This window comes from Rhodococcus sp. NPDC060176, from assembly GCF_042728675.1.
Classification (GTDB): Bacteria; Actinomycetota; Actinomycetes; order Mycobacteriales; family Mycobacteriaceae; genus Rhodococcus_F.
The window spans coordinates 1,709,468-1,731,152 of record NZ_JBHWYS010000001.1 but is presented as its reverse complement, the minus strand read 5'-3'; the positions used below and the strand labels follow the sequence as shown (position 1 = coordinate 1,731,152).

The window sequence follows — 21,685 nt, the reverse complement described above, 5'->3', positions numbered from 1 at the left end:
GACAGAAGAAAGCTGGGCGATAGTGCGAAGAAGATTCGACAGACCACGTAATGCCAGGTGGCCGATCCTGGCCATCCTGCTGGCGCTGATCGCAGCGCTGTTCGCCCCCGGAATCGCGAGCGCGCAACCCGGTCGCACCTACACGATCGCCACCGATCTGACATTCGCCCCGTTCGAATTCGAGAACGAAGACGGCAAACTCGTCGGCATCGACATCGACCTGCTCAATGCGATCGCCGAGGACCAAGGTTTCAAGGTCGACATCAAGCAGCTCGGCTTCGACGCGGCCCTTCAGGCCGTGCAGGCGGGGCAGGCCGACGGCGTCATCGCCGGCATGTCCATCACCGACGCCCGCAAGCAGGTCTTCGACTTCTCCGACCCGTACTTCGAGTCGGGCGTGCAGATGGCCGTCCTCGAGACCGACAACGACGTGAAGTCGTACGAAGACCTGAAGGGCAAGCGCGTCGCCGTCAAGAACGGCACCGAGGGCGCCAGCTTCGCCGAGTCCATCAAGGACCAATACGGTTTCACCACTGTCTATTTCGCTGACTCCGCCAGCATGTACGACGAGGTCCGAACCGGAAACTCCGTCGCCGTCTTCGACGACTATCCCGTCCTCGCCTACGGCATCACGCAGGGCAACGGCCTCAAGACCGTCACCGAAAAAGAGGTGGGCGCGAGCTACGGCTTCGCCGTCAACAAGGGCCAGAACGCCGAACTGCTCGAGATGTTCAACGCCGGACTGCAGAACCTGCGCGACGACGGCCAGTACGACGAAATCGTCTCGACCTACCTCGGTCAGGGTGCATCGACGTCGGACAACTCGATCATCGGCTTGATCAAGAGCACCTACCCCCAGCTCCTCAAGGGTCTGTGGCTGACCATCGTCCTCTCGGTCGTCTCGATCGCGATCGCTCTGGTACTCGGTGCGATCTTCGGTCTCTGCCGGGTGTCGACCAATATGTTCGTCCGAGGAATAGGCACGACTTACGTCGACATCTTCCGCGGCACACCACTGTTGGTGCAGGCATTCTTCATCTACTTCGGCATCCCGGCGGCTCTGCATTTCCAGATGTCCGCCTTCACGGCAGGCATCATCACGCTCTCGCTCAACGCCGGCGCGTACATGGCTGAAATCGTCCGCGGCGGCATCCTGTCCGTCGACAAGGGACAGATGGAAGCGTCACGAAGCCTGGGCATCAGCTACATGAAGTCGATGCGAAAAGTCATCATGCCGCAGGCAATTCGCACGATGATCCCGTCGTACATCAACCAGTTCGTCATCACCCTCAAGGACACGTCGATCCTGTCGGTCATCGGACTTGCCGAGCTCACTCAGACGGGGCGCATCATCATCGCGCGCAACTTCCAGTCGTTCAACATGTGGCTGATCATCGGCGTCATGTACTTCATCATCATCATGGCGCTCACCAAGCTGTCGAACCGCCTCGAGAAGAGGATCAACAAGTGACCGAAACAGCCGTCAACATGGGCAAGTCCGACACCGAGGTCAAGATTTCGGTCCAGGGACTGAAGAAGTCGTTCGGCGACAACGAGGTTCTCAAAGGCCTCGACGTCGACATCAAGAGCGGTGAAGTGGTCTGCGTCATCGGACCTTCCGGTTCGGGCAAGTCCACCTTCCTGCGCTGCCTCAACCGCCTCGAAGACATCACCGCAGGTTCCGTGCGCGTCGATCAGTTCGATCTCACGAACAAGGACGTCGACATCGACAAGGTGCGCCAGCACATCGGGATGGTGTTCCAGCACTTCAACCTGTTCCCACACATGAGCGTCGTCGAAAACGTAATGCTCGCCCCGGTGCAGACCGGCCGATCGTCCAAGGAACAGGCTCGCGAGATCGCCGTCAAACTGCTCGGCCAGGTCGGCCTCGCAGAGAAGGCAGATGCCAAGCCCGCCAGCCTGTCCGGTGGGCAGAAGCAACGTGTCGCCATCGCACGCGCGTTGGCGATGAGCCCCGACATCATGCTGTTCGACGAGGCCACCAGCGCCCTCGACCCCGAAATGGTGGGCGAGGTTCTGCAGGTTCTTCGCGACCTCGCCAAGCAGGGCATGACCATGGTCGTCGTAACCCACGAGATGGGCTTCGCCCGTGAGGTTTCCGACCGGGTCATCTTCATGGCCGACGGGTACATCGTCGAGGAAGGCAAGCCGGAGAACTTGTTCGGCAACCCCCAGCAGCAGCGGACCCAGGACTTCCTGGCGAAGGTTCTCTAGAGGGGGGCAAGCCCCCTGTGCGCCTTTTTGGTAGTGGGGACTACCGGAAAGGCGCACAGGTGGTGGCCAATTCGACGACAACGGCCGTCTCCATCCAGCCGCGCCGACCGGCAACGAGCGATGACATCCCGCGAAAATGTGGTGGGACCTTCTCGACTCGAACGTGATCGGTGCTCCCAGGTACCAATACCCAGTGCCTGGGTTCGTGTTCGACAAATTCGCCGCGCTCGAGTCGGATCGCGAGAACGATCCCGGCCGTAGGATCCACGTCGTCGGGATAGATTCCTCCATGAACCGTCCCGTCGAACCACTGCGACTCATCTATCGGGTGCAAAGCCCACGCAGATTTTTCGCCGACCACCGGCAACGGTGCACAGCACTCGAATTCCCACGTTTCGATGCGGACTGTGACCACGTTGTAGTCATTCATCTGAAATACCCCGCGCAGTAGACGGGCCGGGACACGACGGTCCCGGGCGCGGAGTTACCTGTCAGACCACCATAGCGTCAGAGCTTGTAGACGCGCTCCGCTGTCGCCGTGGACGCTGCCGCGAGAGCTTGCGGATCCTCACCGCGGATGTCGGCGAGCGCACGCACTGTGTAGGGCAGGCAGTACGACTCGTTGGGCGCCCCGCGGAACGGGTGCGGCGTCAGGAATGGCGCATCCGTTTCGACGATCAGCTGATCCGACGGCACCAGCAGCGCAGCCTCACGCAGTGCTTTCGCGTTCTTGAAGCTGACGGTTCCCGAAAAGCTCAGCACGTACCCGGCGTCGATGCACTCCCGCGCCATCTCCGAATCCGAGGAGAAGCAGTGGAACACCACCGTCTCGGGTGCGCCTTCCTCGTTCAGCACCCGCAGCAAGTCCTGGTCGGCTTCGCGGTTGTGGATCATCAGCGTCTTGCCCAGACGCTTCGCCAAGTCGATGTGCCAGCGAAAACCGTCGATCTGCTCCTCGATGGTGGCGCACCCCTCGAGCTTGCCGGGCCAGTAGAGATCCAGCCCGGTCTCCCCCACGGCAACGACTCGTGGATCGGACGCCAAACGCTCGATCTCGGCTCGGGTGCCGGCATCAAGAACGTTTGCCCTGGTCGGATGGATTGCGACGGCTGCGTAGACCCTCGAATCCCAATGAGCCGCGTCGACGGCAAATCGCGCGGCGTCGAGGTCGTCGGCCACCGTGACGACTCGCCCGACGCCGACTGCCTCGGCTCGATCGACTATCTCGGCCACGGTTGCAGCGTCATGCGCACCACACGCGTCAAGGTGTGTATGGGCGTCGATCAGAGGCGACAAGGGCTCAGGGGCATCGGGGGCGGGACGGTCTTTGCTCACGCCCGATAGAGTAAGCGCACCATGACTGTGCCTGCCTCACCCTCCCAGACCCCGCGCCCGGACTCCGCCGCCTCGGAAGGCGCGGAACGACCGCCGTTCTACATCACGACAGCGATCGCGTATCCCAACGGCGCTCCGCACATCGGCCACGCGTACGAGTACATCTCCTCGGACGCGCTCGCCCGCTTCAAGCGGTTGGACGGACATGAAGTGTTCTTCATGACCGGCACCGACGAGCACGGTCTGAAGATGCAGCAGACAGCGATCAAAGAGGGCATCGACGTCCGCGAACTCGCGGCTCGGAACTCCGACGTGTTCCAGAACCTCGACAAGGTCCTGAACATCTCGTACGACCGGTTCATCCGCACCACCGACGCAGATCATCAGGTCGCCAGCAAGGCGATCTGGGAGAAGATGGCCGCATCGGGCGACATCTACCTCGACACGTACTCGGGGTGGTACTCGGTTCGTGACGAGGCCTTCTACACCGAAGCCGAGACAACGCTTCTCGAGGACGGCACCCGTCAGTCCACCGAGACCGGTACGCCGGTGGAGTGGACCGAGGAGTCCAACTACACCTTCCGTCTCTCGGCGTACGAGGACCGTCTCCTCGCACTGTACGAAGAGCATCCCGAGTTCATCGCCCCCACGACTCGCCGCAACGAGATCGTCAGCTTCGTCAAGGGCGGCCTCAAGGACCTGTCGATCTCGCGCACTACGTTCGACTGGGGCGTCGAGGTTCCCGGCGACCCCGACCACGTCATGTACGTCTGGGTCGACGCCCTCACCAATTACCTGACCGGCGTGGGCTATCCGAACGTCGACTCGGAGGAGTTCAAGAAGTTCTGGCCCGCGAGCCTGCACATCATCGGCAAGGACATCACACGGTTCCACACCGTGTACTGGCCGGCGTTCCTCATGTCGGCCGGCATCGAACTGCCGGAACGAGTCTTCGTCCACGGGTTCTTGTACAACAAGGGCGAGAAGATGTCGAAGTCGGTCGGCAACGTGGTCGATCCGATCGCGATGGTCGATCAGTACGGCCTCGACGCGGTCCGCTTCTTCCTGCTCCGCGAGATCTCGTACGGCCAGGACGGCAGCTACAGCCACGAAGCAATCGTGACTCGCATGAACGCAGACCTGTCCAACGAACTGGGCAACCTCGCACAGCGTTCACTGACGATGGTCGCGAAAAACTGCGACGCCCAGGTCCCCACCCCCGGCGAGTTCACAGAAGACGACCTGGCGATGCTGGCGTCGGCGGATGCCTTGCTTGCCAAGTGCCGCAGCGAGTTCGACGTGCAAGCGCTGCATCTCGCGTTGGAAGCCATCTGGGGCGTCCTCGGAGAGACCAACCGGTACTTCTCCAAGCAGGAACCGTGGGTTCTGCGCAAGACCGATCCGGCACGGATGGCAACGGTCCTCTACGTGACGATCGAAGTTGTCCGTATCGTCGGCCTTCTCGTTCAGCCCGTCATGCCCGACGCGGCGTCACGCATCCTCGATCTGCTTGGGCAGAGCGAAGAGAACCGTCAGTTCACCGACATCGCGGTTCGCATCGACGCGAACCGGAAACTGCCTGCTCCGGCACCGGTCTTCCCCCGCTTCGTCGAGGAATGATCTAGGCACGAGTGCCGCACGTGGGGTCCGAAATATCCGTCTACCGGCGGATGTGTCGGACCCCACGTGCACACTCCAGCCATGACTACGAATAGAACATACATTCGAACCAGCGCTTCGGCGCAGACACTGCCTTGGAACGGAGCACGGGTGTCCACTCAGGAGGTCAGCCCTCAATCCGTCTCTGCGGCGCAGGGTCTCGTCAGCGAACTGACGGCCGCCTACGAACGCGGATGGCAACCGGCAGATCTGATCCATCTGGCTCGCCGAAGCAAAGACGCGTCCGACGCCGATCTCGCTGCCACCACCATCCTGTTCGACGCGAACGCATCCCGCGCGTCGGATCGCGCCCCACTCGAGTGGGTGGGGCAGTTGCAGACGATCGGCGAGCAGTACCCGAAGTCTCGGCGCGTCGCCTCTCGAATCACCGTGGACGACGACGCTTTCCGCTCCCTCGCAGCCGGCCTACTGTTCCAGGACCCCTACTTCCTTGTTTCGCAGATCGTCGATGTCACACGATCATGGATGCGCCTACCTCAGTGGACGGTATTGCTCGCGCCACCATCCACCTGGCCGTCGCAACGCACCCACACCAGCAATGCCGGCGTCGGTGACACCGAGGTCGACGCCAAGGTACTCAAGCGAATTCGTGGGCTACTCGCCAAAGCCGAAGCCACCAACTTCGCGGAAGAAGCCGAGATCTTCACCGCGAAGGCCCAGGAGTTGATGACGCGATACGCGATCGATTCCGCACTGCTCCACAGTCGCGCCGGGGTCACCGACACGTCCGTGAATGCACGACGCATTCACATCGAGAACCCGTACGTGAAAGAAAAAGTTCACCTCCTGACCGAGATCGGCGAATCGAATCGTGTCAGGACGGTGTGGTTCAGCGATATCGCGCTCGCGACCGTCGTCGGCACTCCGGTCGACCTTCAGCAAGTCGACATGCTGTTCACTTCACTACTTGTACAGGCAACCCGTGCAATGCAATTCGCCGATTCGAGCAATCGCGGCGGCTCCCGCACCACATCGTTCCGCAAGGGGTTCCTGGCTGGTTTTGCCAGCCGAATCGGACACCGCTTACGCGACGCAGGCACCAAGGCAACAGCTGAAGCGGCCGACGCAGCATCGATGGACGTCGCGGATCTTCTACCGATCCTCGCCACCACGTCCGAGGCTGTCGACGCCGAATTCGATCGACTGTTCCCGACAACCCGCAAGACTCGCGGGCGCTCCGTCGACGCCGAAGGTTGGCACGCCGGCCAGGCAGCAGCCGACGACGCCAACCTGCGTCCCGGTGCGCCAGCAGTGCACCGCTCCCGCTAGTCCTTGCGAGCGGCCAGAACCGTCTCGTACAACTCACGCTTGGATACTCCGGCCGTCGCGACCAGAGCGCAGGCGTCCTTCAAGCGGGTTCCCCCCTCGACCAGCCTTTCCACCTCGTCGACAAGATCGGCAGGATCGGATGCCACCAGCACGGCGCCTTCGAGCACCACCGTGATCTCGCCCCGAACACCCTCGGCCGCCCAGGCAGCTAACTCCCCGAGAGTGCCGCGCTTGACCTCCTCGTAAGTCTTGGTCAATTCCCGGCACACGGCCGCGCGCCGATTCGGCCCGAGAACTTCCACCGCATCTGCGAGGCAGTCGGCGAGGCGATGGGGTGCTTCGAAGAACACACACGCTCGCTGCTCGGTTGCCAAGGCCGAGAGCCATGTCTTGCGCTGCCCCTGCTTACGCGGTGGGAATCCGTCGAAGCAGAACCGCTCCACCGGCAAACCCGAGAGGGCCAGTGCTGTCGTCACCGCCGACGGACCGGGAAGGCACGTGACGGCGAGGTTCTCGGCTACGCAGGCGGCAACGAGGCGGTATCCAGGATCGCTGACAGACGGCATGCCTGCGTCTGTGACCAGAAGGACGGTCTTGCCTTCGGCGACGTCGGCGACCAGCGCAGGCAGCCGCGAAATCTCGACCTGATCGTAGAAACTGACGATCTTTCCGGTGATGGTTACGTCGAGCGCGGACGCCAGAGACTTGGTGCGTCGTGTGTCCTCCGCAGCGACGACGTCGGCGGTTGCGAGAGCAGACCGAAGACGCGGAGACGCGTCACCGACATCTCCCATGGGTGTTGCGGCGAGTACCAAACGACCAGTCATACCTGACAGCCTACGATTGCCAGGTGACTGTGCAGACGGACGAGCGGCCAACGCCCGCCACGAGCGATCGGGTAGTGCGTAGTCCCGGGCCGATGGTACCGGATCCTGATTTCGGCCCGACCGACAGATTGCGCGGCTGGATCGTCACCGCTTTCATCACCGCCATCGCGGCAATCACACGCTTCACGATGCTCGCCTATCCGACCGACGCCGGCACCCCGGTCTTCGACGAGAAGCACTACGTTCCGCAGGGTTGGCAGGTTCTCACCGGCGGCGGCATCGAAGACAACCCCGGCTACGGATTGGTGGTTCACCCACCGATCGGCAAGCAGATGATCGCGATCGGAGAAGCGCTCTTCGGTTACAACGGTTGGGGGTGGCGATTCTCGTCGGCCCTGGTCGGGACACTGATGGTCCTGCTGATCATCCGGATCGTGCGCCGCATGACGCGCTCCACGCTGATCGGCGCGATTGCCGGAATCCTGCTCATCGTGGACGGCGTCACCTTCGTCTCCTCACGCCTGGGGATGCTCGACATCTTCCTGGCTTTCTTCGTCCTCGCCGCTCTCGGATGCCTGGTGGTTGATCGCGACCAAGTCCGCGAACGGATGGCGAAGGTATACGAAGAGGGCCGAATCGGCGATTCGGCCTGGGGTCCGCGGCTGGGTTTCCGGTGGTGGAGGTTCGGCGCCGGCATCCTGCTCGGTCTGGCCTGCGGAACCAAGTGGTCCGGCATGTACTTCATTCTGTTCTTCGGATTGCTCAGTGTTGCCTTCGACCTGTCAGCGCGCCGCGCCTACCGCGTGCAGCGCCCCTGGGTCGGCACTGCAGTTCGCGACATCGGACCGGCTCTGTATGCGCTGGTGATCATTCCGCTGGGTGTGTACCTCGCGAGCTACTGGGCCTGGTTCACCAGCGAGACCGGCGTCGACCGTCACGCCGTCGGTAACGAGATCGGCGAGGGCGGCACGTGGACCTTCATCCCCTCCGCGCTGCGCTCACTCTGGTACTACAGCGGAAACGTTCTCCAATTCCATGCCGGTCTGACGAACTCCGCCGGAAACCACCACCCGTGGGAGTCGAAACCGTGGACGTGGCCGATGGGGCTGCGACCGATGCTCTACTACTACGCCGACGGTGAGCAGGTCACCGGTTGCGGGGCCGCCAGCTGCGTCAAGGCCGTGATGCTGATCGGCACACCGGCGATGTGGTGGCTGGCCCTGCCTATGTTGGCGTGGGCGATCTGGCAGACGTTCGTGCGCAGGGATTGGCGATACGCAGTGGTCCTGACGGGTTACGGTGCCGCCTACCTTCCGTGGTTCGCGACGCTGGACCGCCAGATGTACTACTTCTACGCCGTTGCGCTCGCCCCGTTCATGGTCATGGGATTTGCGCTCGTCCTCGGTGACGTTCTGGGCAAGGCGAGCGCCTCCGTCGAGCGTCGTACCACCGGACTTCTTGCGGTCAGCCTGTACATCGGTCTGGTCGTGGCCAACTTCGTCTACCTCTGGCCGATACTCACCGCCATGCCGATCACGCCGGAATCGTGGCAGAACCACCTGTGGTTGCCGAGCTGGAAGTAACAGGACAAAAGAAGGAGGCACCGAACCCAGTTCGGTGCCTCCTTCTTTCACGGTTACTCCGCCGATTTACCGACGCGACGCCCCCGCCGCGGGCGCAGGAGTGCACGTTTCTGCTCCTTCGCCGCAACGATGATCGGGTCGTGCGAAAGATCCTTGTACAGCGAGAAGCACAGTCCGATCATGACAAGCACGAACGGCGCCGCAGCGATGATCGTCATCGTCTGCAAGCCGTCGAGCGCTTCGGAACCACCAGTCCACAGCAGAAGCGCCGCGACGCCACCGGTCAACATGCCCCAGAACACCACGACCCAGCGACTCGGTTCGAGCGTTCCGCGCTGCGAGAGCGTCCCCATCACCATCGACGCAGCGTCGGCGCCGGAGACGAAGAACACTGCGACGAGCAGCATGACCAGGACAGTCGTCACTCCGGCCAACGGCAGATTGTCGAGCATGCCGAACAGTTGAGCCTCTTCCGAGCCTCGGCCGGACAAGCCGATTCCGTCGCGTTCCTCGCCGATGCCTGCGCCGCCGAAGATCGCGAACCAGAGCAAGCTGACAGTCGTGGGAACGGCGATGACGCCGACGATGAACTGACGGATCGTACGACCACGGCTGATGCGCGCCAGGAACATGCCGACAAACGGCGTCCAGGAAACCCACCATGCCCAGTAGAAGATCGTCCAGGACGAAAGCCACGCGCCCGTTTCAGGATTCGACGACGCACCCGTGCGGGCGGACATCTGGGCAAGGTCGGAAACGTATGCACCAATGGTCGTCGGGAGCAGATTGAGAATCAGTACGGTGGGCCCGAGAACGAACACGAACAGGGCCAAGACCAGCGCGAGCACCATGTTGATGTTGGAGAGCCACTGAATTCCCTTGGCCACACCGGAAACTGCGGAAGCGACGAACGCCAGGGTGAGCACCGCGACGATAGCAACGAGCAGGAACACGCCGGCTTCTTCCATCCAGCCGACTACCTCGAAACCGGAGCCGATCTGCAGGGCGCCGAGCCCCAAGGATGCTGCGGTTCCGAAAAGTGTCGCAAAGATTGCCAGGATGTCGATGACCTTGCCGATCGGCCCTTCGGCCTTGCGACCGAGCAACGGGATGAAGGCCGAACTGAACAGTTGCTTGCGTCCGCGGCGATACGACCCGTACGCAATGGCAAGGCCCACAACGGCATACATCGCCCACGGGTGAAGACCCCAGTGAAACATGGTGGTAGCCATGGCAGTTCCGACGCCGCCGTCGGTACCGGGAGGCGGAGTCACATAGTGCGCAAGCGGTTCCGCGACACCGAAGAACATCAGGCCGATCCCCATACCGGCGCTGAACATCATGGCGATCCAGCTGACGGTGCGGAACTCGGGCTTCTCGCCGTCTTTACCCAGCGGAATGTCGCCGAATCGGCTCACCGCGAGGTAGATGGAAAACAGCACGAAAGCCGAAGCTGCGAGTACGAAGAGCCAGCCGATGTTGGTCACCAACCAGCCGAGAACACTTCCGGTTACCGAGTCGAGGTTGTCGGGAGCTACCAGGCCCCACACGACAATGGCCGACACCGCTGCGGCCGCCACGGAAAACACCACGTAGTCGGTCCGAACGCCTACCCGAGTAAAGCCCGTCTCCGGACGCTCTTCGTTGGCCCCGGAATCTTGTTCGGATCGATCAGATTTCGTCACCATAGATGACTACGTTCGTCACTTTGTGGTCCAAAAGCAAGCCAGAAGGCGGGCTCAACGTCCGCTGAGCCCGCCTTCTCACCCCGATCAAGCTGGGGTTTTAACCCAACCGTTGCCCTTGCCGATCAATCCGTCGATGCTGATGCGTCCTGCGCCGATCACGGCGATCAAGAGCGATCCGACACCGAGAGCGACGACGAGTTCGTAGCCACCGTTGTCGATGAAGACACCCTTGTCCGCGTGCACGATGAAGAACGCGCCGACCATGTCGAGGAACAAGAGCGCTCCGACGAGCGGGGTCAGCAGACCCGCGATGAGCAGGATTCCGCCGCCCAGTTCGATGGATGCGGCGAGAACTGCAGAAATCTTGGGGAGCGGGGCGCCCATCCCTTCGAATGCAGCCTGTGTTCCGGCGATCTTGTAGGTGAAGAACTTCTGCCAACCGTGGGCGATGAAGATGATCCCGAGGCCGACACGGGCGATGAGGAGTCCGAGGTCACGAGCAATCGACGAATTCATGAGCCAAGACTGACAGCTTTAACTTGAAGCGTCAACTTAATCACTGTGTCACGCACCTCTCAATGCCGACTCGACCATGGCGACGATCTCACTGTCGGAGTACCCGAGCGAGCGGACGCTATGCGCAAACGCAGTCGCCGCTTGTTCGGCCTGCGCCTGCACCGGATCGGTCCCGGAGGCGATGAAGGTCCCTTGCTTTCCCCGCGTCTCGATGACGCCCTGATCGCTGAGCGCGCGATAAGCCTTCGCAACGGTGTTGGCCGCCAAACCCAGCTCCGAGGCGAGCGCCCGCACCGTCGGGATCTTGGTTCCCGCGATCAATCCGCCGCCGTGAACCTGCTCGATAATCTGTTGCCGCAGTTGGTCGTACGGAGCCGTGGAGGAATCGTGTTCGATCGCGATCTTCATCGTCACCCTCGTCGTATCTTCTCGGTCACAGGCCACAGCATCTTCTCGATCACAGACCCTCGACAGCCTCGCGGATCGTATGGGGGCCGGAGGTCAGAACCAATATCTTGCCGACGCTGGACGGCGCATCGATGAGCGCCTCCACTACGGCGGCAACGTCGGCACGCGGAACAGAGCCGCGATCGACGGGCGGCTGTGCAAGCAACACTTCACCGGTTGGGTCGTCGTCCGTCAGGAGGCCTGGCCGAAGAATCGTCCAGTCCAGCGAAGTCCTTGCCTGGAGGTCTTCCTCCGCCGCAGTCTTCGCCCGCAGATACGCCGCAAAAACCTCGTCGGTGCCCTCTGGCACGTCGTCACCAGCACCCATGGCGCTGATCTGGATGAACCGACGAACTCCTGCTTTTTCGGCGGCATCGGCCAACAGCACGGCCGCCGCTCGGTCGACGGAGTCCTTGCGTTCGATCGAGCTGCCCGGTCCGGCGCCCGCGGCGAAGACCGCGACGTCGGCACCGTCGAGTACCTTCGCAACTTCCTCGACCGTCGACGATTCCAGATCGATAACCACGGGGAACGCGCCAAGCGTGCGGACAGCACCCTCGTGCGCAGAATTGCGGATCAGCGCTACCGGCCGATCACCATGCCCGGCCAGCAGGTATGTCAGGTGCTGCGCAATCTTGCCGTGCCCACCGGCAATGACTACGCGTCGTTCGTCCACACTTCGATGTTCCGTCATCGTTTTCTCCTCACACGTCGGTACTTCAAGTGCAGCACGCCGGAGCGGCCCGTTGTTCCCCTGTTTGTCCCACGAGTTCGGACGCAGAGGCAGAATGACGAACATGGCATCTGCAACCATCTTCCACAATCAACGGTGCAACACCTCGCGGACTGTTCTCGGGCTCATCCGGGATGCCGGAATCGAACCCACCATCGTCAAGTACCTCGATACTCCGCCTACCCGATCCGAGCTGGAAAAACTCCTCGCCGACGCCGGCCTCGAGCCCAGTCAAGCGGTTCGCAAGCGCGAAGCGCAGTACAAGGAACTCGGACTCGCCGACGCTTCCGAATCCGAGATCCTCGACGCGATGATCGAGCACCCAATTCTGATCGAACGCCCATTCGTCGTCACTGACAAGGGCACCGTGCTCGCGCGTCCGGCAGCCAAGGTGGAAGAGATTCTCTGACAGCGTCTACCACTCACAGCGGATCGCGGGCGATCGGACAGGACATACACCGAGGCCCGCCACGTCCGGAGCCCAGTTCGGAACCCGCGATTCGCAAGACCTCGATACCCGAGGCCTCGAGCCTGGCGTTCGTTTCGACGTTGCGCTCGTACGCGACGACGACGCCAGGTTCGACGGCCAACGTGTTGTTGCCGTCGTCCCACTGCTCGCGCTCGGCCGTCACCGTGTCGAGTCCGGTGTCGATCACACGAAGTTTTCCGATTCCCATGGCGTCGGCTGCCGCTTCGAGGAACGGCGTCGCACCGCGAATACTCACCCCGTCGTCTTCCTTGCGCAGGGTGAACGCCGACAACGTGTCCTGGATGGCCGGGTACATGACGACCGCGTCGGCCTCGACCATGGTGCAGACCGTGTCGAGATGCATCGACGCTCGGCGCTGCTCGATCGGAACAACCAACACGGTGTGAGCGAGACCGTCGTCGAACACGCTGCGCGCCAATGCTTCTGCTCCCGCGGGTGACGTCCGCTCACCGACACCGATTGCGATCACCCCCGGAGCGAGAAGCAGCACGTCCCCTCCCTCGACAGGAGCGGTGTGGGACTCGTACGCGCGTCGCACGCCCTTGAATCGAGGGTGATGGGCGTACACGAGATCCGTGATCGAGGATTCGCGAGCTCGCGCCGACAACGCCAAGGACGTGATGATCACCCTCGGCCCGACCCAGAACGACGAATCGCGGGTGAAGAGCAAATTGGGCAGAGGGTCGATCACGAAGTCACCGCCGTGATGCATCCTGCGCACCAACGAGGTCGAGTCTGCATCGATCGGCAGCTCGTCGAACGTCATTCCGGCAGTGAGGATCGACGACAGCTCCTTCGGCTCTACCTGTCGCAGGTACGCGGCCAGGTGTTGCCCGAGCGCGTGTCCGATCTTGCGTGCGTCGACGGCAGCCGCGATTCCCTGGATCCTGGCTGCGCCACTGACCTCGAGCGACTCGGTGAGGAGATCGGACAAAAGCAGTACCTCCACGCCGCGCTCACGAAGGACGGTCGCAAACTGGTCGTGCTCTTCCTGCGCACGGTCCACCCACGGCAACGCGTCGAACAGCAGCTCGTCGTTGTTGCGCGGGGTCAATCGTTTCAACTCGTCGCCAGGCCGATGAAGAATGACCGATCGCAAGCGGCCCACCTCGGAATCGACACCGAGGGGGACGGAGCCAGAAGCGTTCATGAGTGAACACTAATCCCGTAGGCCCCACCCAGCAGGGAGAAGCAGCTGCCTTGCCGGCCCGCGTAACGTCTGATCCGACGCAGGCGAGAGGACTACGCAATGGACAGTACGGATCAGGCGGCGCTGAGCGGCGCCGGAATCGACAGGTTCACCGGACGCTGGGTCGGCGCTGGAGCCGGACATTTCCCGACCATCGACGACTTCGAGTACTCCGAGGAGATCGAGTTCGCGGCCACTCCCAAACCGTTTGTCACCTACTCGTCGCGCACTCGCGGGCTTCCCGACGGCCGACCGCTTCACATGGAATCGGGATACCTGCGTCCAACACCTGGTGGCGAACTCGAACTGCTCGTCAGTCAACCCACCGGATTTGTCGAGATCCACCGCGGCACCGTCGACTCCGAAGGCACTCTCGCCTTGACCCGTCTCACGCTCGCAGCATCGCCCGACGCAAAACCCGTTCACGACGTCCGACGCGTCTTGCGGGTCCAGGGCGACACGCTGACATACGACGTGTGGATGGCGCACGGAGACACCCCGCTGACGCATCACCTCCACGCCACTCTTCATCGGGCAACGAACCGGTAGTCGTCATGGAGATGCCGTCGTGGAAAGCCAAGGAACTGACGCCCGGCCAACTCTCCGAGCGCAGCGGTGTGGCCGTCTCAGCCCTGCATTTCTATGAACGGGAAGGCCTGATCGTCAGTCGCCGGACCAGCGGCAACCAGCGTCGATACCAACGAGACACGCTTCGACGCGTCGCCTTCATCAGAATCTCGCAACGCGTCGGAATTCCGCTGTCGGAAATCCGGGAGGCACTCGGCACACTGCCTGAAGGCCGGACCCCGAACCGCGCAGATTGGGAAAGGTTGTCGACCGGGTGGCGGCGCCACCTCGATCTACGCATCGAGCAGTTGGAACGCCTACGAGACAACCTCACCGGCTGTATCGGTTGTGGGTGTCTCTCGCTGGACGGGTGTGCCCTCGCCAACCCTCACGATCAACTCGCGTCCGCCGGTCCGGGTGCGCGCGTTCTGGAGGTCGATTTCGGCGCCGATTCAGGCGAGAAATGACTCGACGGCGTCCCGATCGCGCCCCAGCAAGTCCTCGACGGTCTTCTTCAGCAACTTCTCGATCTGGCCGCCGATAATCGGCATCTTCACCTCAGCCGTTCCGTCGACGACCAACCGCGTGCAGGACTCGGCAGCGGTGAGATCGAGCGTCGTCTCGATTCGTATCGGCAGTCCCTGCGCAATTCCAGTCACCGAACCTGCCGCACGCCCGTCCGACAGAGGTCCCCACCGATCGATCCGCTGCAGACCGAGTCGACTCGGCGCAACCTTCGCAACCAAGCTCGGCAGGGAGGCGGAGTCGATTTCCTCGGACACCGATACTTCGATGGATCCGTCCAGTACCGCGATGTCCGAGGTGGCATACAGATCGCCCAGTCGAACTTCCCAATAACTCGGGTCTGTCAAAGTTCGATGAACGTCGTCGATCGGATATTTGAAATCGATATCGAAATGAAAACTCTTCGGCATGACCTTGGTCCCTATTCGACTAGATAAAAGTCCCGACTGAGTTAATGCTCATCGCTTGAGCAATTTACCGAACTGGTCGTTCGCTTTTTGCATGACGAACTCGTAAGGCGGGGCGAATTTGCGCGCCCACCAGTATCCGAAACGGATGTCATTGGACGTGTAAACGAGATACTTGTTCTTCTCGATCCCCCGAACAATGCACGACGCCACCTTTTCCGGCGAAACCGCACGCTTCTCGAACCGATGTGTGAGCTTTTTTACCCGCGGGTCATCCCTGTCGATACCCGCGATTTCCACGGTTCCCACCAAAGGCGTCTTCACCCCACCAGGCACAACCAGACTGACGCCGATCCCGTGCCGCTTCAGATCGAATCGCAGCACCTCGGAGACCCCGCGAAGGCCGAACTTGCTCGCACTGTAGGCAGCGTGCCACGGCAGGGCCAAGAGTCCGGCGGCCGAAGACACATTGACCAGATGTCCACCCTTGCCTGCACGAATCATGGGCGGAACAAACGTCTCCATGACATGAATAGGCCCCATCAAGTTGACGTCCACCATCGACTTCCAATGCCGATGTTCGAGGTTCTCGATAGTTCCCCAAGCTGAAATGCCGGCGATATTCATGACGACATCCATCGGTGAGAATTGAGTGTGAATCTCGGTACCGAATTTCACGACCTCGTCGTAGTCCGAGATGTCGAGCGCCTTCGCCATGCTGACCGTGCCGCCGCCGGCACCGACCATCGCAACGGTCTCCTCTAATCCGAGGTCATTGATATCGGTGAGAAACAATTCTGCACCAGCCTCGGATGCGCGCAGCGCGGTTGCGCGTCCAATTCCACTACCAGCGCCGGTGATCAGGCATTTCTTGCCGTCGAGCGACCTTACAGACATGGATGAACACTCCCCCGCACTCGTACTGTGGACATGCGGGAAAGTCTACGCACGCACGGTGCGGCCGCCCCGAAACACGCAAGGCGACCTGCGAGTGAGGCCGCACTCCAAAAATGTTCGGTGGAGACGACCGCACGCAGTACTACAGACGCTGCATCATCTGCTCTTGATAGCCCCTGACCGTACGGTCGAGTTCTTCCGCCGCTACATCGTCCCCGCGCTTGCGCGCGTCGTGGGCTCGATCCTGAATTTCACGGATTGCGCGGCGCAGTTCGTCATCGCTCATCGTGTGTTTCATATCACAATTCTGCACCTGTCCAGCGGGTTTAGCTAGCACAGATCGCATTCCGGCAAACCGTTCAAGGTTCAACCCAGAAGTGATCCCCACGACATCGCGAATAAGCAGTCAGATTGCGGCCCCATTCATTCAAACCGTCTCTGAACTGCAGTTTTTCAACCGAAACACTCTCGAAAAACCAGGCTAACGCTTAGCTAATATCGCCAAAACAGGTAAATAGTTTGATAATGGGCATATTAGCCAAGTACTGGAAGGTTCGAATAGCGCAGCCGTAGCTGCGCATTTCCGTGCGGCGGATACTCAATGTGCGCTGGGACATAGCTGAGCACTCAACGACCCGATGAATCGAATCTCGGACACATTTGACAACTAGTCCACTAAACAGACTACGGTGAGCTACCGATCGGTTATCCGCGTGATACCGTAGGATTCACTGAACGGACAATTGCTAGCTAGAGAGGATTACGGGGCGGTTCACAATGGCTGACTTTGCAGAACGATTGAACAAACTGTTCGACAGTGTTCATCCTCCGGGGCGCAAACCCCACACCAATGCCGAGGTTGCGGCAGCGCTCATCGAAGACGGCCATCAGATCTCCAAGCCGTACATCTCGCAGCTCCGCTCGGGACAGCGCACCAATCCGTCCGACGAGACAGTCGCCGCATTCGCCAGGTTCTTCAAGGTGAAGCCCGACTACTTCTTCAACGACATCTACGCAGCCAAGATCGATCACGACCTCGAGCTGCTCTCGCAGCTCCAAGGCTACGGTCTTCGCCGCCTCTCGAGCCGTGCATTCGACCTCTCGGAAGAATCGCAGAACCTGCTCACCACGATGGCTGAAAAGCTCCGCGCGAGTGAAGGATTGCCAGAGGTTCCGCCTGACGCGTCACGCTGATGCGAAAGTGCTGAAGTGGCGAGAGCACTGAAATACTGAAATGACATGGAGTAGGTCGACTATGAACGTCGACCTACTTTTGTCGTTTCATCGAGTTCTTTCGCCAACAACAAGACCCAGCGGCGCGCAGACATCTTCTCCGGTGGTGCAATCCACCTGGTGTCCAACACATCCGAGGCCAACGGATCCGCGATCCACCCTGCCAGTATTCCCGCATGTGCAGTGACTGCCCGTGGCGGTTCCTGTCCGCCGACGTCGAACATCCCGGCGCCGGACTGGATGTACATTGCATCCATGATCTGGGCGATCATGTCCGATGCTCGCAGCACGGACGTACTTCCCGCACTGTCCGCGTCGACAACCTCGGGGAATCGCTTGACGAGAAGCGCATGCATTCGCCGCAGACGATACAAATCTCGTCGTGCGCGCAACCAGGTCTCGAGAAGCACCCATGTGATGCCCAGCGCTATGAGAACACTCGACGCAGCGATGAACCAAACCCCTGCGCCCGTCCAGACATCCGATTCGAGTGCTCCTGTGCCACCGATCGATTCGACCAGCATCACGACGACCACGACAAGCAGGATCGACGAACCCGTCACGATCAATGCGATACCGCGGCCCAACGGCGCCCACGCGACGTGTCGTAGACCCGTCGAAATGACAAGGGACAGAGCGACTATGACAAAGATCAGAGCCGGCGCCGGGTAACCGAAAAGAACCGCGATCGCCACCAGCAGCCCCACCGAGTACAGCACCGTAGCCAGACCGCGCATAGCCGGACGCGACATCACCGGCCAGGCAGACACGGCACCGACTGCGCTGGCCGCAGACAACGCTGTCCACAAGACAATGACGATCATCGCTGCGGCATGCTGCTCCGGCGCAATGCGATCGACGATGTCCCACACCGCCGGCACCATGACCGTCGAGGACAATGCGACCGAGAAACCTGCAAAGACCATCGACATTCGCAAAGGGGTAGCGGTGCGCGCGACGACTCGACCCAGTCTCGCGCCGGCTGCAACCCAGGCGAGAAGGGCGACAGCCCAAAAGATCATCCGATCGCCTCGTCGTACCGCAACACCGACAGCGGTGTCCCACGGCCACTCATCGTTCGCAGACGCATGATCAACATGGACGCAAACGTCTCGGCTTCCCACTCGGCGATGTCATCCATCGGCACAGGCTCGTTGCGCCGCAAAGAACGTTGACTCAGCATGTACGCGATCAAATCGTCACTGACTTCGAGCGTCGCTTCGGCGATCTCGGCACCCTCGTGACGAAACACTATGTGCCCCAATTCATGTGCCAGGGTTCGCTCGACATTGGGCAGTCCGGGAGCCAGGACGATGACATCGTGATCGTCGTAGGCTCGACGCTGACCGCACACTCCGGTGGCGAGCGGGGTTTCCAGATCGATCTCGATCGGTCGACCACGCTCGCGGGCGACTGTCTGCACCACCGTCAGCAGTGACACAGCCTCGGACGACGCTGCAGCGTCACATACGGCATCCACCGCAGCCAGAACGCGGCGATGTGAACGTCTGTCCGGCACGACTCACGCACCTCCCTGTGATCCGGGTGCCAGGAATTCGGCACGAGCGGCAGCCAATCGCGCCTTCTGCAGCGATGCTCCGCGGAAAGTCATTGCTCCCGCACCGGCCGCTACAACTGCCATTCCGCCCACACCGCCGGCGACGGCGGCAGCGTTGAGAATCGGCGGAAGCCCTTGAGTGAACGCCGTCGGAAATGCCTGCGGGTTGTCACTGGGAGCCGCGACGTTCGGAGTATTCGACGGCACCTGGGGAGCCACGGGTGCCGGAGCGGCCAGGACCTCGGGGACCGATGGTGCTGCGACTGCGCCCGGCGCAGCGTTCGCCGGTCCACCGGAAGAGGGTGCAGGCCCTCCGCCCGCTGACGGTCCCTGCGGATCAGACGGTCCCGCCGGCGGAGCCGCTACCGCGGACGACTGCTCGGAACTCGGCTGCGATTCGGAAGGGGACTGCGTCTCTGACGTCTGCAACTCGGAGGGTGCTTCGCTCGGAGAACTCTCGGTCTGCGAGCTTGCGCTGGTCACCGGTGACGCACTGCTGCTCGGACGTTGCGACGCCGAAGGGTTCGCTGAGGGCTCAGTCGTGGTCGTGGGCTCAGTCGTCGTGGTCGGCTCAGTCGTGGTCGGCTCAGTCGTCGTCGTGGGCTCAGTCGTCGTCGTGGGCTCAGTCGTCGTCGTGGGCTCAGTCGTCGACGTGGGCTCATTCGTCGACGTGGGCTCAGTCGTCGTCGTGGGCTCAGTCGTCATCGTCGGCTCAGTCGTCGTCGTGGTCGTCGTGGTCGGCTCAGTCGTCGTCGTCGGCTCAGTCGTGGTCGTGGGCTCAGTCGTGGTCGGCTCAGTCGTGGTCGGCTCAGTCGTCGTCGTGGTCGTCGGCACAGTCGTCGTGGTCGTCGGCACAGTCGTCGTGGTCGTCGGCACAGTCGTCGTGGTCGTCGGCACAGTCGTCGTGGTCGTCGGCACTACCGTCGTTCCGCAGTTGTGGTGATGGCAATGCCAGCCGTAGTTGCCGTTGCCGCCACCGTTGTTGCCGTTGCCGTAATTGCCGTTGCCGTGGTTGCCGTTGTTACCGTTGTTTCCATTGCCGTTATTGCCACCGGGTTGGGCGGCGACGATGGCGGGGAAGACCGATACGGCAAGGACGCCGATTCCCATCAGGCACATCACAGCAACAAGCATCATCGCTAGCCGTCGTGGCTGGCTCATCGACATTCCTCCCCGACATATACGTCCTACCTGCGGAAAACTGCAGCGGACTCATCGTGCCTATCGCAGCGGACAGACCCTCGTTACATTTCCGGCAAACATGTATCCGCCCAAGGATCATCCCTCACTTGGAAGCTCAACGGTCCGGATCGGCGGTCGCAATCGTATGAAACGGCGCACACTCAGACCGAATCTTCGCAATTCGGGCAGGCCCTGAAAATGCAGGAAAGGGTCGTTCAACTTTCGTTGAAAGACCCTTTTTGCTGGTACTTCTTGGTGGAGCTGAGGGGAATCGAACCCCTGACCTCTTCGATGCGAACGAAGCGCGCTACCAACTGCGCCACAGCCCCGTGCCACCGCCTCAGCGGTGCTCGGCAACTCTAACAGGAACGATTACTCCCGTTGGAATCACCCGACACGAACTTTCGGCCCGACAGATCGGCCCAGAGGATCACTGACCGGACGCGCGACGCATCTCGGTGTGCCTGATCTCTTCTTCATAGTGGTCCAAGTGATCGAACACCGGATCTTCGTCGTCGACCTCGAGGACAACCGCTCCGGGCCGACGCAGTCGCGCCGGAATCAGGCGCAGCTCTTCGTCGGTGTGCGATTCGACTCCGAGTCGCGATCGGTTGAGGCGTTCAGTGCGGCGGCGGCGAATCTCCTGCTCGATCCGAACCTGCCGACGCAAGTAAGCCATGTACCCGCCGAGGCCGCACACGGTGAGCGCGAACAACCACCACACCATCGGCGAGATGATCAATGCGAGAGCGCCCGAAAGAATTGCGACGAACGCAAGTCCCAGCAATGTCCGCTGACGGAAGGCATACCGCGCCTCCCGGGCGATGGCATCCGCTTCTGGGTCGAACCCGCCTCGGCCGCGCCTGACGGGAACAAATTCTCCGACCGGTGCACGACCGCCGGCGTAATCGTCTTCTGCGTGAGTGTCCATCTGGTCCTCCGCGTCGTAGCTGCTGCGCACTGGTTCTGGTTGCCAGTTCGGATCGCTTCGATGTCCTGCTGCCGGCCCGCGCTGAACAGGGTTGCTGTCGCCGCGGTGGAGTACTCGAGTCGCGAGCGCCGCGTCACTCGTCTGCCGGATCCTGGGGCGCTTGTTGACGAGCATCGGCACCAGGACGAACAGCCACACGGCCACCAGCCCGATCCACACGAATGAGCTAGGCATGCCGCGGCCTCCTCCCGATCACCTACCAGCACCTATGCCAGCCGTTGACGAGTCAAGGTTAACGGCCGACGCCCTCGCATCGTTGCCGACGCGCCGAACCCCACCATACTCATGTGTCACCCCACCATACTCATGTGTCACACGCGTACCGAACTGAAC

At 61.7% G+C, this 21,685-nt stretch carries 26 protein-coding genes and 1 tRNA gene; 11 read left to right on the top strand and 16 right to left on the bottom strand.

The genetic code is table 11. From position 1 onward, the window contains the following. The first annotated feature begins 22 nt into the window (after positions 1 to 22). Complete coding sequence (locus tag ACFWEM_RS08395; protein WP_378532670.1) at positions 23 to 1,471, top strand: amino acid ABC transporter substrate-binding protein/permease; 1,449 nt, start codon at positions 23 to 25, stop codon at positions 1,469 to 1,471. Next, complete coding sequence (locus ACFWEM_RS08390; protein WP_378532669.1) at positions 1,468 to 2,235, top strand: amino acid ABC transporter ATP-binding protein; 768 nt, start codon at positions 1,468 to 1,470, stop codon at positions 2,233 to 2,235. Before ACFWEM_RS08395 ends, ACFWEM_RS08390 begins: the two co-directional genes overlap by 4 nt. 40 nt (positions 2,236 to 2,275) lie before the next feature. Here ACFWEM_RS08390 and ACFWEM_RS08385 read toward each other — a convergent pair whose 3' ends face one another. Beyond that, a complete protein-coding gene (locus tag ACFWEM_RS08385) occupies positions 2,276 to 2,665 on the bottom strand; it encodes a DUF6578 domain-containing protein (protein ID WP_378532666.1) in 390 nt (129 codons plus the stop codon). A 77-nt stretch (positions 2,666 to 2,742) separates the two neighbouring features. After that, positions 2,743 to 3,570 carry a TatD family hydrolase gene (locus tag ACFWEM_RS08380; protein ID WP_378532665.1) on the bottom strand — a complete coding sequence of 276 codons (828 nt, stop codon included), beginning with the start codon at positions 3,568 to 3,570 and terminating at the stop codon, positions 2,743 to 2,745. A 21-nt stretch (positions 3,571 to 3,591) separates the two neighbouring features. Here ACFWEM_RS08380 and metG point away from each other — a divergent pair, with 21 nt between their 5' ends. Both metG and ACFWEM_RS08370 read left to right on the top strand, forming a co-directional pair. Next, positions 3,592 to 5,190, top strand: coding sequence for a methionine--tRNA ligase (metG, locus tag ACFWEM_RS08375; protein ID WP_378446444.1), 1,599 nt, complete (start codon positions 3,592 to 3,594; stop codon positions 5,188 to 5,190). 81 nt (positions 5,191 to 5,271) lie between these two features. Beyond that, complete coding sequence (locus ACFWEM_RS08370) at positions 5,272 to 6,519, top strand: DUF2786 domain-containing protein (protein WP_378532663.1); 1,248 nt, start codon at positions 5,272 to 5,274, stop codon at positions 6,517 to 6,519. Here the strand turns inward: ACFWEM_RS08370 and rsmI are convergent. After that, entirely contained in the window at positions 6,516 to 7,346 is an 831-nt protein-coding gene (gene rsmI, locus ACFWEM_RS08365) for a 16S rRNA (cytidine(1402)-2'-O)-methyltransferase (RefSeq protein ID WP_378446442.1), read from the bottom strand. The two genes, ACFWEM_RS08370 and rsmI, sit on opposite strands and share 4 nt — an antisense overlap. A 92-nt stretch (positions 7,347 to 7,438) precedes the next feature. Here rsmI and ACFWEM_RS08360 point away from each other — a divergent pair, with 92 nt between their 5' ends. Next, complete coding sequence (locus ACFWEM_RS08360) at positions 7,439 to 8,929, top strand: dolichyl-phosphate-mannose--protein mannosyltransferase (protein ID WP_378532786.1); 1,491 nt, start codon at positions 7,439 to 7,441, stop codon at positions 8,927 to 8,929. Between the two features lie 53 nt (positions 8,930 to 8,982). Here ACFWEM_RS08360 and ACFWEM_RS08355 read toward each other — a convergent pair whose 3' ends face one another. The 4 genes from ACFWEM_RS08355 to ACFWEM_RS08340 form a co-directional block, all read right to left on the bottom strand. Beyond that, positions 8,983 to 10,617, bottom strand: coding sequence for a BCCT family transporter (locus ACFWEM_RS08355; protein WP_378532661.1), 1,635 nt, complete (start codon positions 10,615 to 10,617; stop codon positions 8,983 to 8,985). An 84-nt stretch (positions 10,618 to 10,701) separates the two neighbouring features. Next, on the bottom strand, positions 10,702 to 11,133 hold the full coding sequence (locus ACFWEM_RS08350) for a DoxX family protein (protein WP_003946228.1): 432 nt from the start codon (positions 11,131 to 11,133) through the stop codon (positions 10,702 to 10,704). Between the two features lie 48 nt (positions 11,134 to 11,181). Then, positions 11,182 to 11,541 (bottom strand): GntR family transcriptional regulator, encoded by a 360-nt coding sequence (locus ACFWEM_RS08345; protein ID WP_378446440.1) that lies wholly within the window; start codon positions 11,539 to 11,541, stop codon positions 11,182 to 11,184. A 49-nt stretch (positions 11,542 to 11,590) separates the two neighbouring features. Next, a complete protein-coding gene (locus ACFWEM_RS08340) occupies positions 11,591 to 12,274 on the bottom strand; it encodes an SDR family oxidoreductase (protein ID WP_378446439.1) in 684 nt (227 codons plus the stop codon). A 94-nt stretch (positions 12,275 to 12,368) separates the two neighbouring features. Between ACFWEM_RS08340 and arsC the strand changes: the two genes are divergently transcribed. Beyond that, positions 12,369 to 12,722, top strand: a complete 354-nt coding sequence (arsC, locus tag ACFWEM_RS08335) for an arsenate reductase (glutaredoxin) (RefSeq protein ID WP_378532659.1) — start codon at positions 12,369 to 12,371, stop codon at positions 12,720 to 12,722. A gap of 13 nt (positions 12,723 to 12,735) precedes the next feature. Here arsC and arcA read toward each other — a convergent pair whose 3' ends face one another. Beyond that, positions 12,736 to 13,953 (bottom strand): arginine deiminase, encoded by a 1,218-nt coding sequence (gene arcA, locus ACFWEM_RS08330; RefSeq protein ID WP_378532657.1) that lies wholly within the window; start codon positions 13,951 to 13,953, stop codon positions 12,736 to 12,738. Between the two features lie 99 nt (positions 13,954 to 14,052). Here arcA and ACFWEM_RS08325 point away from each other — a divergent pair, with 99 nt between their 5' ends. Together ACFWEM_RS08325 and soxR are read left to right on the top strand one after the other, a co-directional pair. After that, positions 14,053 to 14,541 (top strand): FABP family protein, encoded by a 489-nt coding sequence (locus ACFWEM_RS08325; protein ID WP_378532655.1) that lies wholly within the window; start codon positions 14,053 to 14,055, stop codon positions 14,539 to 14,541. A gap of 5 nt (positions 14,542 to 14,546) precedes the next feature. Next, the gene (gene soxR / locus ACFWEM_RS08320) at positions 14,547 to 15,026 is read left to right on the top strand and encodes a redox-sensitive transcriptional activator SoxR (RefSeq protein WP_378532653.1); all 480 of its coding nucleotides are present in this window, start codon (positions 14,547 to 14,549) and stop codon (positions 15,024 to 15,026) included. Here soxR and ACFWEM_RS08315 read toward each other — a convergent pair. The 3 genes from ACFWEM_RS08315 to ACFWEM_RS08305 form a co-directional block, all read right to left on the bottom strand. Continuing rightward, complete coding sequence (locus ACFWEM_RS08315) at positions 15,012 to 15,494, bottom strand: DUF2505 domain-containing protein (protein ID WP_378532652.1); 483 nt, start codon at positions 15,492 to 15,494, stop codon at positions 15,012 to 15,014. The genes soxR and ACFWEM_RS08315 overlap by 15 nt on opposite strands. Positions 15,495 to 15,542: 48 nt before the next feature. Then, positions 15,543 to 16,388, bottom strand: a complete 846-nt coding sequence (locus tag ACFWEM_RS08310; protein WP_378532650.1) for an SDR family oxidoreductase — start codon at positions 16,386 to 16,388, stop codon at positions 15,543 to 15,545. Positions 16,389 to 16,530: 142 nt separating this feature from the next. Beyond that, positions 16,531 to 16,674, bottom strand: a complete 144-nt coding sequence (locus ACFWEM_RS08305; protein ID WP_378446434.1) for a hypothetical protein — start codon at positions 16,672 to 16,674, stop codon at positions 16,531 to 16,533. A gap of 491 nt (positions 16,675 to 17,165) precedes the next feature. On the opposite strand from ACFWEM_RS08305, the gene ACFWEM_RS08300 reads away from it, so the two are divergent. After that, entirely contained in the window at positions 17,166 to 17,582 is a 417-nt protein-coding gene (locus ACFWEM_RS08300; RefSeq protein WP_003946231.1) for a helix-turn-helix domain-containing protein, read from the top strand. 59 nt (positions 17,583 to 17,641) lie between these two features. Here ACFWEM_RS08300 and ACFWEM_RS08295 read toward each other — a convergent pair whose 3' ends face one another. From ACFWEM_RS08295 to ACFWEM_RS08285, 3 genes are read right to left on the bottom strand one after another with little or no spacing between them, the layout of a single operon-like run. Then, positions 17,642 to 18,643, bottom strand: coding sequence for a hypothetical protein (locus ACFWEM_RS08295; protein WP_378532648.1), 1,002 nt, complete (start codon positions 18,641 to 18,643; stop codon positions 17,642 to 17,644). Continuing rightward, entirely contained in the window at positions 18,640 to 19,140 is a 501-nt protein-coding gene (locus ACFWEM_RS08290; RefSeq protein ID WP_003946241.1) for an ImmA/IrrE family metallo-endopeptidase, read from the bottom strand. Before ACFWEM_RS08290 ends, ACFWEM_RS08295 begins: the two co-directional genes overlap by 4 nt. Before the next feature lie 3 nt (positions 19,141 to 19,143). Further along, on the bottom strand, positions 19,144 to 19,662 hold the full coding sequence (locus tag ACFWEM_RS08285) for a hypothetical protein (protein WP_378532647.1): 519 nt from the start codon (positions 19,660 to 19,662) through the stop codon (positions 19,144 to 19,146). Positions 19,663 to 19,726: 64 nt separating this feature from the next. Here ACFWEM_RS08285 and ACFWEM_RS08280 point away from each other — a divergent pair, with 64 nt between their 5' ends. Then, positions 19,727 to 20,122: a hypothetical protein gene (locus ACFWEM_RS08280; RefSeq protein ID WP_378532645.1), complete on the top strand. Its 396-nt coding sequence runs from the start codon at positions 19,727 to 19,729 to the stop codon at positions 20,120 to 20,122. Then, positions 20,122 to 20,322, top strand: coding sequence for a hypothetical protein (locus ACFWEM_RS08275; protein WP_378532643.1), 201 nt, complete (start codon positions 20,122 to 20,124; stop codon positions 20,320 to 20,322). The genes ACFWEM_RS08280 and ACFWEM_RS08275 overlap by 1 nt, the downstream gene beginning before the upstream one ends. A gap of 292 nt (positions 20,323 to 20,614) precedes the next feature. Here the strand turns inward: ACFWEM_RS08275 and ACFWEM_RS08270 are convergent. Together ACFWEM_RS08270 and glpR are read right to left on the bottom strand one after the other, a co-directional pair. After that, positions 20,615 to 20,690: transfer RNA gene (locus tag ACFWEM_RS08270), tRNA-Ala, on the bottom strand. 101 nt (positions 20,691 to 20,791) lie between these two features. Beyond that, the gene (glpR, locus tag ACFWEM_RS08265) at positions 20,792 to 21,526 is read right to left on the bottom strand and encodes a gephyrin-like molybdotransferase receptor GlpR (protein ID WP_007727521.1); all 735 of its coding nucleotides are present in this window, start codon (positions 21,524 to 21,526) and stop codon (positions 20,792 to 20,794) included. Positions 21,527 to 21,685 lie beyond the last annotated feature (159 nt).